Raw genomic sequence first — 12,553 nt, 5'->3', positions numbered from 1 at the left:
GATTGGGTACTGGGTATTGGGGATTGGGAAAATTACTTTGTTAATCCTTAGTCCCCAGTCCCTAGTACCAACTACCCACCCCTACTCAGCACTCAGTACTATTTATGAGCATTACACTTACAGGTACAATTCAACGCCGTGATATTGGCCCAGGCGCATGGGCGTTAGTTACAGAAGAAGGCGTTACTTACGAAATCCTTAAAGGGGCTGACAAAGACTTACTCAAAGCCGGACAAAAAGCAAAAGTTAAAGGACAGGTACGTGAAGACATCATGACAACTGCCATGATCGGCCCTGTCCTAGAGGTTAAATCTTTTGAAGTAGTTAATTCTGATTAGTAGTAGAATCGAGAACCTGTTGGAGACGGGTTCTAAATTCACCTTTGGGATGACCTCCTTTTACCTCACCCACAATCTGAAATTCTCCTTCTAGAGAATCGCAAACGATGTAAGTAGGCCATCCCATTTCTGATTTATCTGGATACTGAGTTAATAAAATCTTGCGATACTTGCGGTAAGCAGCAGTATCCTGCATTTTCACATCGATAAATTCTAAACCCAGTTCCTCAGTCACCTTTTTGTCGTAAAAAGACATTTTGTGGCAGATGCCGCACTCTTCTGAAGAGAACTTAATTACAGCTAAACTCATCGGTTGGCAACTCTTTGGTTTTAGGCTAGACATCCTAGCATAACGCCATGAAATATACCACATAGCATGTTATTAATGTCAACAAAAAGCGCTTGAGGAGATCAGGGAAGAGGGGGAGATAATAACTCTTAACCAAAGCAACCCAAACGTCTCCAGCAAGGCTCCGGACTCAGCACTCCCTGTTTGCCGCGTACCCAGCCAATTTTTGAGAAAGCAGCAGTCCAAAAATCGAAAAGTAGGAATCTAGAAAAAAACTTAAGAATGTGATTAAATATCATAGCAATCATTTTGAAGTCGCGTTTTTCGCCGACAATAAAAGCAAAGCGGTTCAGGAATTAGAGTGACTGGGTTTTGTTCTGTGCTGGCAATTAGGAAATACTCAAGCTCTATTAGCAGTAGTAATAAGGTGCATTATAGCTATGTGGGCAGGTTATGGAGACTGGTGATGTCTAACGACAAGCTGCTACGCGTCTAGAGTAGAAAAAACCCCCAGTGGGTGTTAGCCCAACCAGGGGAGTTAGTTATCAGGGTGCATCTACCAATTAAATGTTCTGAGGTTGAACACCATACTCCGGATAAATTTGTACAAAGGTCAGTTATTTTTTAAAATAAAAAAACCCCAGTTGGTGTTAACCTACTAGGGGAGTGAGTTATCAGGGTGCATCTACTAACAATGTCTTCTCGGGGCAGCCAGTATCTTCCGGAAAAATGCTCAAAATCAGAGTTGATGGCGATCCCAATTAGAAAAAACCCCCCAGTGGGTATTAGCCAACTAGGGGAGTTGAGTTATCAGGGTGCATCTACCAATTATTTTTTCTCAAGTTAATGGCTATCCACCGGATAAATTATGCACAAGTTGAGGTTATTGCTGTTTGTTCACCAGAAAAAAAATTCTCAACAGGTGTTAGCCAATCAGAGGGGTTAGTTATCAGTTAAAACCTACCAATTATTAAATGACTACTACAGCATGGCGGAAATAAATAACCAATTCCAAATCAATGAAATGCTTATGCTGTATTGATTTGGAAGTTTAGATTCCGCCTTGCAGTATTAGTGGCTGTCTGAAAAATAAGTGTGTAATGAGTAAAAAAAACCCCCAGTAGCTATTAGCCGACCAGGGGAGCTAGTTATCAGGGTGCATCTACCAATTAAATGTTCTAAGTTTAACCACTATGCTCCGGATAGATTTGGGAGAAAGTTGATTGTTGTTTTGTGTTAAAAAATTAGTGGCACAAGTTTTCCTACCTTTGAGATCGGAGGCTTAAGTCCCAAGTCTGATTAATTTAGATGTTAGTCTATGCTTTTGCCGTGCTGTAATAGTGGATATTAACTGAATTAGGGGAGTTAAAGACTGAGGCTCATCCATCTGCCAATCAAGCATTCTTAAGTTAAGCACTATTTTCTAATAGAGAATGTCTGCGTTATCTCGAGTTCGTTTAATTACTTATAATTCAAAACGCCCCGCGCAGAGTGTCGCAGTGTTTGGGCATCAGCCTTTACTATAAGTATTTATACAAACTTGATCTAGCAACTGTATTTGAATTGTGAGCTGAGTGGTGATGCCAAGCCAACAGGCAACAGACAAAAGGTAATAGATTTTTTCCGAATCATTTCGGATTACTAGATCGGAGGTTGCTGTTGTTTGCCAAAATAAAAAAACCCCCAGTGGGTGTTAGCCAACTAGGGGAGTTGAAGATCAAGGTGCATCTACCAATAAAGTGTTCTAGACCCAAGTAATCCGATCCGGATAAAGTTGTAGAGGTACAAAAAGCAGAACAATTAAAAATTAGAAACATTCAGGGGTGGGATGCATCTAAGTTATCAGAGGGAGCAAAAAATCTACTTGAAACTTTCACGTTTCAAACCGAATTTAGGAGGCGAACAGGAGAAGCTGTGACCCAGGAATTCCATATATCCGTAACCCCAGTAGGGCAAAACGACTACTTGGTGCGGACGGAACAAGTCGCGCCTGGGGTGCCATTGGCAGAAGAATTGGTGACTTGGCCTGTAGCTGATTGGTTGATGGCTGCTGGGCATTTGATGAATGACCCGTTGAAGTCCGTGTTACAGGGAGATGCATTTGCCTCTAGTGGGCGGGAAAGCGATATTGCCAGAAACTCTGTTAACTTGGTGGCGTTGGGTCAACAATTATATAATGCACTATTTCAAGGCACTCTCAGAGATAGCTGGATTACTGCCCAAGGTATTGCCCAGAACCACCAGCAAGTACTCCGCTTACGCTTGGGGCTGAAAGACACCAGGTTAGCTCGTTTGCCTTGGGAAGTGATGCACGCAGGCGATCGCCCTCTAGCCACCGGTCCTTATGTGGCTTTTTCTCGCTTCCAAAGTGGAATTTTGGGGGTTTCTCGTTTGCGATCGCCAAATATGCCCACACCACTAGAAGAAAGTAGTGTAAAAGTATTGATGGTAATTGCTTCGCCTTTAGATCAAGTCCGGCTAGACCTACTCAAACACGAAGCTATCAAACTCCAAGCGGAACTTAGGCGAAAAATACCACGATTGGCTGAAAATAGCAATCACCTTCCAGAAATTGAACTCACTGTTTTAGACCAACCAGGACGGGAAGAACTGACTCAAGCTTTAGAGCAAGGCAGATACCACGTTCTCCACTACTCTGGTCATAGTAACTTAGGCGCAAATGGCGGAGAAATTTATCTTGCCAGTCGCAGAACTGGGTTAACGGAAATTCTCACTGGAGATGATTTAGCAGGTTTGCTAGTCAACAATAACATCCAGATGGCAGTGTTTAATTCCTGCTTAGGAGCGTATACAGCTGCGTTTGGATCTGCTGGAGATATAGGCGAACGCAACCTGGCAGAAAGTCTTGTCAAACGAGGAATTGCCAGTGTTTTGGCAATGTCAGAGCGGATTCCTGATGAAGTGGCACTGACACTGACGCAATTATTTTACCGCAACTTGAGTCAGGGATATCCAGTAGATTTATGTGTCAGTCGGGTGCGCCAAGGATTAATTTCTGCCTATGGTTCTCACCAAATGTACTGGGCATTACCAATTTTGTATCTTCAGCCGGAATTTGACGGTTTTTTGAGCTACGAAACTGGTTTACCTGAAAGTCGCGAGTTGCTCAACCAGTATAGTTCGCCTTTGGGGGCAATTCCCAATACTATGTATGCTGGTATGACAGACGATACCGAGATGGGTTTAGGAATTGAGGAAATGATTCCTGCTGATATGGCACGTGAGTCTTCTAGCTTGGATTGGCTAGGTGAGGATACTTGGGGCGATCTCGTTGATGAAATTGAGTATGATGACCCAAGCTATGCAGAAGATTCGGCGATGGTTTCGGATTTGTTTCGGCGGCTGGATGAGCAAAAAGCCTCGACGGAAATCGAGCAACAAATTCAGGAAAATAGTCTTCCAAATAGGCAGGTTTCAGAAGAAATGACTTCCTCCTTTGAGGAAACAGATTTGTGGGGAGAAGTCTCAGCACCGCCTCCTGAAACTGTTGGGAACCTAGAAAGACATTGGGAAAATTCTGATTCGCGATCGCACTCAATTTCATCTCCATCTAGAAATCGGACTCGGCGGCGCAAGCTATGGCCAATTGTTGGGATTGCAGGAATCAGTGCGATCGCAATTGCCATCGGTTTAAATTGGTGGCAAAATCGACCCCAGGCAACTCTGTCGAGGATACCAGCAATTCCCACCGAGTCTTTACCCATCCAAAAGCAACCGAATATCGATTTAGAAACAGCACCAACTGGAATTGTCACCGCCACCGCTACTGAAAAATTGAGCCAAGGTGATTTACAAGGTGGGTTATTTGCTGTAGAAGAATTACTCAATCGTGGTGCTTTTGCGGCAGCTGAAACTGCTTTGAAACTAGTTACAAACAAGCAAGCTAACGATCCATCCGTCAACTTTTTAAAGGGACGATTAGCATGGCAATCAATCCAAACTGGAGACAATAACTATAGCGTTGATGATGCCCGTCGTTACTGGGAAACTGCTGCCAAAGCTAAACCAGATTCGCTATTGTATAATAACGCTTTAGGATTTGCTTACTACACAGAAGGTAATTTGAATCGAGCTAATGATTCTTGGTTCAAGGCTTTAAATTTAGCTCTCAAACCGCAGAATACAGCCTCGACCACAGCATCTATAAAGACACCAGTACCTCAGGATGCTTTAACTTCCTATGCTGGTTTAGCTTTGGGACTGTATAAATCTGCACTTGGTCAATCTAGTGCTAAACAACCACAATATATGAATGAAGCGATCAAGTTGCGACAAATGGTGATGAAGTCTGATCGCGTGAATTTTCAGGTGGATAAATTAGCTAAAAATTGGCTATGGACAGAAAAAGCAATTGAAGATTGGCGATCGCTGCTTCAGGAGAAGAATCGAGAAGAGTAGATAATAATTCAAAATTCAGAAGACAAAATTACTTTGAACTTTGTTTTGCCGCGAATTTTATTCACCGGGAGTTTCATTTGTTGCCTTGAAACTGCTTAAGAATATTGCCAATTAAAGGCAACTGTTCTAATACCATTTTTGTCAAATCTACAAAAGATTTTTCAGATAGGCGGTTGTCTTGCCGAAGTTGCAGAACGCCTATCAAGATGATGAATATTGCTGTACCAATAATTGTTAAAGCTAAATAATGAAATGGTAGCGAACCACCAAAAAATGCAATTAGACAAAATACAACTACAAATACGAATAAATAGAACATTCCATTTCTAAACGCAAACGGAAGTTTAACTATGTCTTCTGGCTGAGAATTTTATTGCTGTTTAGATGATTCTGTCATAAAATTATTCTCTTGTTTTGATGGCTGAATTACATTATTAATTGTTACAACAACATTGTGATTTTTTACCTCAGAATAATTAGAGAGAAAATCACCTTCTTTCTGCTGTTCTATTTTCAAGAACTCTCTTCGGTTCATTACATCAATTAAACCCAAGGCATCAACCATTTGATAGCTTTTTTGACATTGAATACTTTCTTGCTTATCGGCTACAAACTTTCGCAATATCTCAAAGGAGTAAAAGTGTGGCTCTTGGCTATCTTTGCAGGTGTGGCAATTACAGGGAATTAACTTGTTGTACTTCAGGCGTTTATTATATGAGTCATGAATTTTATCAAGTTCATGTGTAACTATCGTCATTAAATCTCTTTTGTGATGACCTGCAACTCGAATCTTAATTTCTCGCTTGTCATAATATTCAATCACTTCTGCTTTCGTCTGGTCTTTGCTGAGAATAACGCCGCTTTTCCAAACACATTTTTGTTCATTTATTAACTCATGCATGACGACAATGAACTGGGTAATAATACCCTTGGGCATGAACTCGTAAGTGTAACGCAGAATCAGATTATTAGTTTCATTCCAGTCATAGGAAGGTTGATTAGCAGATAGCAATTGTGGAGCAATGTATTTTCCTAGGCTTCTGGGAATCTCGTAGCACAGTTTGAAGTTGATCATTAGGCGCAAGAGTTCATCATGCATTGTACTGAGGTTGACTAGTTAATGAATCTCTGATACTCATTAATGAGGTTCGGAATTGCGTTAATGAGTCTTTGATACTCGTTGACGAGTATATTTTGCCGATTAATGAAGATATTTTGCTCGTTAACGAGTATATTTTGTCGGTTAATGAGGATATTTTGCTCGTCAACGAGGATATTTTGTCGGTTAATGAGGATATTTTGCTGGTTAATGAGGATATTTTGCTCGTAGACGAGTTTTCGTAACTCGTCAATGAGTATTTAAGATTCACTTACAAGTGTTTGTAACTCTGAATGAGTTTTTCAGCTTCGTGGATGAGTCTTTGGGATTCGTAACAAATTACCCATGATAAAACAACTCCACCCTTAACCCCTTAAAAGCAAGCTCTTAGGAGAGCTAGAGCATAGCTTTTACGGAGTGGGGTTTCGGGTATTACGGTTAATTACGCGGACATCATATAACCCCTTTCTGTAGTAGGAAAAGGGGAAAATTCAAAGCCTCTCGCCGAAGCGGGAAGAGGAATGGAAGTGRRGTTCTTCAGAATCTATCGAAYTCACCTACAGTTATTATTTCCAACCTAATATTAATCAGATGTGCTAAACCTCAGTAAAAAAATTATTCAACTCTGGCGCGGAGTGCGGGAGATGGAAAAAAATTTTCAAATGCTGCTTGGCGTTCGTTTAAAGGTTCAGGTGCATAGTTCCAAAGACTTTCATAATAAAAGAAGATTACACCTAGACCCCGTTCTTGGGCAGCGCGCACTTGAGACCTAATTTGTTGTATGGGAACTGGGTTATTGCGTAACCCTGTCATAATCCCAACTCCAGTGGGAATGGTTTGTTGGGATTCTTGAATTTCTGGGCGGGAAATATTTGCGATAAAACTTTGCAGATTTGGACGATATATTTGCACAATTAACTCGTCTACAATATTTTGCCGTATCCAACTAAGCCAGTCTTGGAGGTGAAATTTGTAAGCAAAGTCATAGTAATTAGGAGCAACGGAGAAAATCGCCTGGGGTTTTCTCTGCTTCACCGCTTGGTTAAGTTGTACCATGAACGCGGTAATTTTATCTGCCCGCCACTTTACCCATTCCGGATCTTCAGCATTAGCCGGCGGATTGTTGTTGGTTTCTTGAGTATACAAGGCAGTTGTATAGCGATCGTAGCCAAATTCGCGGGGCAAACTCATGTGATCGTCAAACTGAATGCCATCGGCATCATACTGAGTGACAACTTCTAGCACGAGGTTGGTGATGAACTGTTGCACTTGTGGATAGAAGGGATTAAGCCACATCACCTCACCAGCCGCACTGATGGAAGTTTGGCTACCATCACGCTTTTGTGTAAACCAATCTGGATAATTAAGCGCTAGTTCCGAGGTTGGGGGAGCCATAAATCCAAATTCAAACCAAGGAATTGCTAAGAGTCCCTTGTGATGAGCTTGGTTAATCAGGTCAGCAAGAATATCATGTCCATCTGAACCTCGCAAGACAAAAGGTTGAATGCCTGCACGTTGTGCTGTGGCACTAGGATACATCACATAACCAGAATTCCAAACTACAGGATAAATTGTGTTGAAGTTCAGCCGCCGCAGCTGATTCATCGCCTCTTGCACTTTGTCACGATTCTTCAGGGTGTCAAAATCATTGTTTGTCATCCAAACCCCGCGAATTTCCTGACGCGGTAGCTGCGCGATGGCGCTGAAGCGCCCACCTTCGGTGAACGCAGGGGTGAAGCTGTCTACCAACAATACTGTAATAAATGATATTAAAATCAGGAGTGGAAAAAGATATTTTATTAGTTTTCGTCGCCAGTTTTGAACAAAAAAAGTTGATTTCATAGGTCTGAATGATGCATTAGCTACCCACACACGCCATTGCTTGCTTTTGTGATTCAATCTACTAGTCATATAGTGTACAAGCATTTATACTTACTACAAAATTGATGAATTGGTAGTTGTTCGTTCGCTGTAGATGGAACTTTTGCACCAGAAAAACTAAATCAAACTTAGGGAAATTAAGAGAATTGACGCAGTGAGTAGTTATTAGTGCCTGGGGACTGGGGATTGGGTAGAATTTAGTCCCTATTCCCCAGTCCCTATTCCCCAGTCCCCAGCTGTGTCACAATAAAGAACTGTAATCAGAAAAATATTGTTAGGTAATTTAGTGAGTCCAACTGCTCAATCTACGGCAAGTGCGCGTCGTGTGGTATTTCCTTTTACGGCAATTGTCGGCCAGGAAGAAATGAAACTGGCGCTGCTGTTGAACGTGATTGACCCCAAAATTGGTGGTGTAATGATCATGGGCGATCGCGGTACCGGTAAATCCACAACTATCCGGGCGCTGGCGGATCTGCTGCCAGAAATCTCCGTGGTTGCTAATGACCCGTTTAGTAGCGATCCTATCGACCCCGACTTGATGAGCGATGAAGTCCGCCAATTGTTAGAACAAGGGGCAGAAATTCCTGTAACTCACAAAAAAGTCCAAATGGTAGACCTGCCGTTGGGAGCTACAGAAGACCGGGTTTGCGGCACAATCGACATTGAAAAAGCTTTATCTGAGGGTGTCAAAGCTTTTGAACCAGGATTACTGGCAAAGGCTAACCGAGGCATTCTTTATGTGGATGAAGTCAACTTACTAGATGACCACCTTGTAGACGTGCTACTTGATTCCGCGGCCAGTGGTTGGAACACTGTAGAACGGGAAGGCATTTCAATTCGTCACCCAGCACGTTTTGTGCTTGTTGGTTCTGGAAACCCTGAAGAAGGCGAACTTCGCCCCCAATTACTCGATCGCTTTGGGATGCACGCAGAAATTCATACAGTCAAACAACCAGCCTTACGAGTCCAAATCGTAGAACAACGCTCGGAATTTGACCAAAATCCGCCGATATTTCTGGAAAACCACAAACCTCAGCAAGAATCACTACAACAGCAAATTGTCAATGCCCAGCAGTTATTACCAGAAGTAAAAATTGAGTACGATTTGCGGGTAAAAATTTCTGAGGTCTGCTCGGAACTCGATGTAGATGGTTTACGGGGTGACATTGTAAGTAACCGCGCTGCCAAAGCCTTAACGGCATTTGAAGGACGCACTGAAGTTACAGTTGATGATATCCGCCGCGTGATTACGCTGTGTTTGCGTCACAGACTCCGGAAAGACCCGTTAGAATCGATTGATTCTGGCTACAAAGTCGCCAAAGCTTTTAGCCGCGTCTTTGGCGTCGAACTTCCAGAAGATGAGACTGCACAAAAAAATGGTACCGGTCAGAAGTTAGGAGTTAGAAGTTAGGAGGAAGATGAGGGAGAATTCTTATAACTCTTTACTCCTAACTCTTGTAGAGACGCGATTAATCACGTCTCTACTCAGCATATAGCACTGAATACTGAACTATGAGATTTTGGTATTTTTGGTTCAATAGCTTTATTTTATCTACCCAATACAACCCGCCCCGGTTTGTAGAATTATTGATGCTGTTTTTAGCCATCGCCATGCTAGGGATAGCAAGTATTTTACCCGACAGACCATATTTAATTTTAGGTTTGAGCTTAGTAGTTGGGGCATCTATTTCGATCTTAGTGCGAGAGGCGATCGCTCCCTCACCGCAGACACGAATTACTCAAGTCACAGCATTACTATTGCTCATTATTAGCCTTTATGGCTTTGCTGACTTAATTTATACTCTTTAATTAATCATTTGTCAGTTGTCCTTTGTCCTTTACAAATGACAAATGACTGACTTACCAATTTTGCATTTCCACTAATTCCATACATAATTCATTAATTTGCTCTAAATCAGGTTTATGAGGTAAGGCAGATTGTTCGTAGACAATTTCCATTTCAGCAACTAAGTCTTCTGCCATTTTCATCACCTGCTCATAAGAATATTCACCCTTGAGGATAGCTTTTAAATCATCAGCATCACCAGCTATTCTCCTATCTACAATCACTTCACCTTGACGCAATATTTCTAGTCCACTGCGTAACAATCTAATACAGTGCATTCCGTGTTTGAGATCAAAACCAGACTTGATTTCCATTTCTGCTCTAACCGGATTTCTATTTTCCTGCCAAGATAAGTAAGCCTTCCATTCTCTAAAAGCTGTTTGATAACTTTGACTTTTCTGAAGCAGGCGGATAAAATCTTTACGGCTATTAGTTAACTTTTGGGTATATTCTAAAGTATTATCGGGTAAAGTATATTGTTTTAATACTCCTTTAAAATCAATATCTGCTGTCAGCAATTTGTATAATTGCTCAGCTTCTTCCAAAAACTCAATCCGACCTCTGATTAAGTTATAAAGATATTCCAAAAAAGCATTTAGTTCCTCTTTGCTTAGCGCTGCTTCGTCTTCTATACCAAAGTCAGATGGAATTGGTTTTTTTTGCGGTGGTTTTAATAACCACTTGCGATGAGTTTCCATTTTTTTGATTTGAGCAAAGGCATAACCAGTGTAAGTATGCTTTACCTTTTTGCTCAAAAATAACTGTTTATGATTAATTAAATGCTGTCCTACTGGAGTGAGAAAAGGATAGTTATTTAACCACAGTAATTCTAAAACATTGGGGTTGGCTCCCGATAATAATTGGAGAATTTTTTTTAATTCATATATAACTGTGTCTTTGTTATTATCTAGAAATTGAAATATTCCTGGTTCATCCCAACCAGTATCTTTTTGTTCTACGCGATCAAATCCTAAATAGTACCTTTTGGGTGCAATAAATACTCCTCGATAATCAAAGTCTGAATTTGGACGATTTAAACCATAGCCGTGACTACCTGCCAAACCAATCAAAATAGTTCTTTGTTCAACTTCTATTCTTTTCATATCACCTAAATTAAAATATACCATCTTAACTTATAAGTTAAATTATGTCCGCTTCAACCGGGATTTTCATAAACGAGAAAAATTATGACGATGAACTGCAATAATCTTGTAGATGTTGCAATAGCAAATGTTAAGCTTCTTCAGTATTGTTGAGATATAAAGTATAACTAATTGAGCACGCAGTGTTTTACTACTGATTTATTGCAACCAGCAATACTTCACATCAAATATAGTTAAGCTTTCTTTCATCACTCTAGGGAAAGAATAATAGAGATTAAATATAAGATTGGCATTATTCCTAGAGAATGAGGAAGTCAAAACTTTAGGTAATGTACACTTTTTGCTTATCTAAAGTAATGTTCATTTTTGATACTTAAAGAAAATTATAAAATTCAAAGCTTCTGAATATAAATCAAAATTAACGCAATTAGGAAACTTTTATGAATACTGAAAATATTAATCAGACGAGACGAGGATCCGGATGGTCGATGGGTTTAGGCATTTTTATGGTTGTCTTGGGTATTGGAGCGATCGCAGAACCATTGGTTGCGACTATTGCTATTACAATTTTACTATCCTGGATTTTATTGATTGCTAGTATCATCCGAACTGTTGACGCATTTCAATCACGACGAAAACGAGGTTTTTGGCCAAAGTTGCTGATAGGTATTTTATACTTCCTTGCTGCAATTGTATTAATTAGCAACATCTTTGGTGCTGCACTCTCCCTTACTCTAGCCTTGGGAATTCTCTTCTTAATTGAGGGTGTATTTGAGGTGATTACAGCATTCCAAATCCGTCGAGAGCTAAACTGGGGTTGGACACTGTTTAGTGGCATGATGGCTATTATTCTGGGGATTTTGATTTTGGGTGAATGGCCTTTTAGCGCAGCTTGGGTGCTGGGAGTATTCGCAGGAATTGATTTTTTGTTGACGGGTATTTGGATGATTATGCTCTCACTACCTAATCGCAGACTTGTTAACCAGAGGACAGGAATTTGAAGTGAGATGAGTGGGGAGTATAGCTGCTAAGGAAAAGTTGCAGTAAGTCTTTGTAGAGTCTTGATGATGCTCCTTGTGTATTCTAATGCACTAAACCAGGCTTCTAAATCTGTAGGGTGTGTTATGGCGTAGCTTAACGCACCTAAATCGTTAACTGGTGCGTTAGGGATTTCCAGAGAATAAATTATCCCTCTTGTGGGGTGGGCAGGAAAGCCCGCCCTGAATATAGAACGGGTGAGAACACCCATCCCACAATAAAATTTGGGATATTTTTTTTTGTCAGTCCCTTAACCTTTGGCGTAACGCACCCTACGTGTATTTCAAAAATAAAATATGAGTCATATATATTTGCATGTATATATCAAAATAAATACTCTACGAATTTATATTTATGGAAAACTATATCACTCATATATTGAAGTTTAAATATTAATTTATACCTTGTTTTCCATAAAAAAAAGCCTCATGATTGACTTTAAAAGTACATATTCATAAACCAGTAACTAATTATTCGATATTTTTGTTTTGCCGAAAAATATCGAATAGTCATCTCAACATAATCAATGTCGTAGTTGGA

Annotated in this window: 11 protein-coding genes; 6 read left to right on the top strand and 5 right to left on the bottom strand. The window is 40.5% G+C overall.

Annotated features, from left to right (window positions below):
* The first annotated feature begins 104 nt into the window (after nucleotides 1–104).
* Nucleotides 105–338: a hypothetical protein gene (locus FCR06_RS06225; RefSeq protein WP_138497974.1), complete on the top strand. Its 234-nt coding sequence runs from the start codon at nucleotides 105–107 to the stop codon at nucleotides 336–338.
* Here FCR06_RS06225 and FCR06_RS06220 read toward each other — a convergent pair.
* Nucleotides 325–648 carry a thioredoxin family protein gene (locus FCR06_RS06220; protein WP_138498102.1) on the bottom strand — a complete coding sequence of 108 codons (324 nt, stop codon included), beginning with the start codon at nucleotides 646–648 and terminating at the stop codon, nucleotides 325–327. The two genes, FCR06_RS06225 and FCR06_RS06220, sit on opposite strands and share 14 nt — an antisense overlap.
* Nucleotides 649–2,541: 1,893 nt before the next feature.
* On the opposite strand from FCR06_RS06220, the gene hetF reads away from it, so the two are divergent.
* Nucleotides 2,542–5,046: a cell division protein HetF gene (gene hetF, locus FCR06_RS06215; RefSeq protein ID WP_138497973.1), complete on the top strand. Its 2,505-nt coding sequence runs from the start codon at nucleotides 2,542–2,544 to the stop codon at nucleotides 5,044–5,046.
* 73 nt (nucleotides 5,047–5,119) lie between these two features.
* Here hetF and FCR06_RS06210 read toward each other — a convergent pair whose 3' ends face one another.
* Nucleotides 5,120–5,365: a hypothetical protein gene (locus FCR06_RS06210; RefSeq protein ID WP_138497972.1), complete on the bottom strand. Its 246-nt coding sequence runs from the start codon at nucleotides 5,363–5,365 to the stop codon at nucleotides 5,120–5,122.
* A 51-nt stretch (nucleotides 5,366–5,416) separates the two neighbouring features.
* Nucleotides 5,417–6,145 (bottom strand): COR domain-containing protein, encoded by a 729-nt coding sequence (locus FCR06_RS06205; protein WP_138497971.1) that lies wholly within the window; start codon nucleotides 6,143–6,145, stop codon nucleotides 5,417–5,419.
* Between the two features lie 71 nt (nucleotides 6,146–6,216).
* Here FCR06_RS06205 and FCR06_RS32435 point away from each other — a divergent pair, with 71 nt between their 5' ends.
* Nucleotides 6,217–6,390 (top strand): hypothetical protein, encoded by a 174-nt coding sequence (locus tag FCR06_RS32435; RefSeq protein WP_223280047.1) that lies wholly within the window; start codon nucleotides 6,217–6,219, stop codon nucleotides 6,388–6,390.
* A gap of 370 nt (nucleotides 6,391–6,760) precedes the next feature.
* On the opposite strand, the gene FCR06_RS06200 is transcribed toward FCR06_RS32435, so the two are convergent.
* Nucleotides 6,761–7,987, bottom strand: a complete 1,227-nt coding sequence (locus FCR06_RS06200) for a glycoside hydrolase family 10 protein (RefSeq protein ID WP_411267984.1) — start codon at nucleotides 7,985–7,987, stop codon at nucleotides 6,761–6,763.
* 325 nt (nucleotides 7,988–8,312) lie between these two features.
* On the opposite strand from FCR06_RS06200, the gene bchI reads away from it, so the two are divergent.
* Both bchI and FCR06_RS06190 read left to right on the top strand, forming a co-directional pair.
* A complete protein-coding gene (bchI, locus tag FCR06_RS06195) occupies nucleotides 8,313–9,437 on the top strand; it encodes a magnesium chelatase ATPase subunit I (protein WP_138497969.1) in 1,125 nt (374 codons plus the stop codon).
* A 101-nt stretch (nucleotides 9,438–9,538) separates the two neighbouring features.
* Nucleotides 9,539–9,835: a hypothetical protein gene (locus FCR06_RS06190; protein WP_138497968.1), complete on the top strand. Its 297-nt coding sequence runs from the start codon at nucleotides 9,539–9,541 to the stop codon at nucleotides 9,833–9,835.
* A gap of 51 nt (nucleotides 9,836–9,886) precedes the next feature.
* Here the strand turns inward: FCR06_RS06190 and FCR06_RS06185 are convergent, their stop codons facing one another.
* Nucleotides 9,887–10,975 carry a DNA polymerase beta superfamily protein gene (locus FCR06_RS06185; protein WP_138497967.1) on the bottom strand — a complete coding sequence of 363 codons (1,089 nt, stop codon included), beginning with the start codon at nucleotides 10,973–10,975 and terminating at the stop codon, nucleotides 9,887–9,889.
* A 440-nt stretch (nucleotides 10,976–11,415) separates the two neighbouring features.
* On the opposite strand from FCR06_RS06185, the gene FCR06_RS06180 reads away from it, so the two are divergent.
* Nucleotides 11,416–11,976, top strand: coding sequence for an HdeD family acid-resistance protein (locus FCR06_RS06180; protein WP_138497966.1), 561 nt, complete (start codon nucleotides 11,416–11,418; stop codon nucleotides 11,974–11,976).
* The last annotated feature ends 577 nt before the right edge of the window (nucleotides 11,977–12,553 follow it).

The sequence above is a fragment of the Nostoc sp. PA-18-2419 genome (genome assembly GCF_005869855.1).
Taxonomy (GTDB): Bacteria; Cyanobacteriota; Cyanobacteriia; order Cyanobacteriales; family Nostocaceae; genus Nostoc.
Note: the sequence above shows the minus strand (reverse complement) of the source record. Positions and strands in the feature narration are given on the sequence as shown.

What these genes read in the sequence shown, in the direction of transcription:
- FCR06_RS06225 (WP_138497974.1), top strand. Translation starts at nt 105, where the DNA reads ATGAGCATTACACTTACAGGTACAATTCAACGCCGTGATATTGGCCCA.
- FCR06_RS06190 (WP_138497968.1), top strand. Translation starts at nt 9,539, where the DNA reads ATGAGATTTTGGTATTTTTGGTTCAATAGCTTTATTTTATCTACCCAA.
- FCR06_RS06210 (WP_138497972.1), bottom strand. Translation starts at nt 5,365, where the DNA reads ATGTTCTATTTATTCGTATTTGTAGTTGTATTTTGTCTAATTGCATTT.
- FCR06_RS06180 (WP_138497966.1), top strand. Translation starts at nt 11,416, where the DNA reads ATGAATACTGAAAATATTAATCAGACGAGACGAGGATCCGGATGGTCG.
- FCR06_RS06200 (WP_411267984.1), bottom strand. Translation starts at nt 7,987, where the DNA reads ATGAAATCAACTTTTTTTGTTCAAAACTGGCGACGAAAACTAATAAAA.
- FCR06_RS06220 (WP_138498102.1), bottom strand. Translation starts at nt 648, where the DNA reads ATGAGTTTAGCTGTAATTAAGTTCTCTTCAGAAGAGTGCGGCATCTGC.
- FCR06_RS06185 (WP_138497967.1), bottom strand. Translation starts at nt 10,975, where the DNA reads ATGAAAAGAATAGAAGTTGAACAAAGAACTATTTTGATTGGTTTGGCA.
- FCR06_RS06205 (WP_138497971.1), bottom strand. Translation starts at nt 6,145, where the DNA reads ATGCATGATGAACTCTTGCGCCTAATGATCAACTTCAAACTGTGCTAC.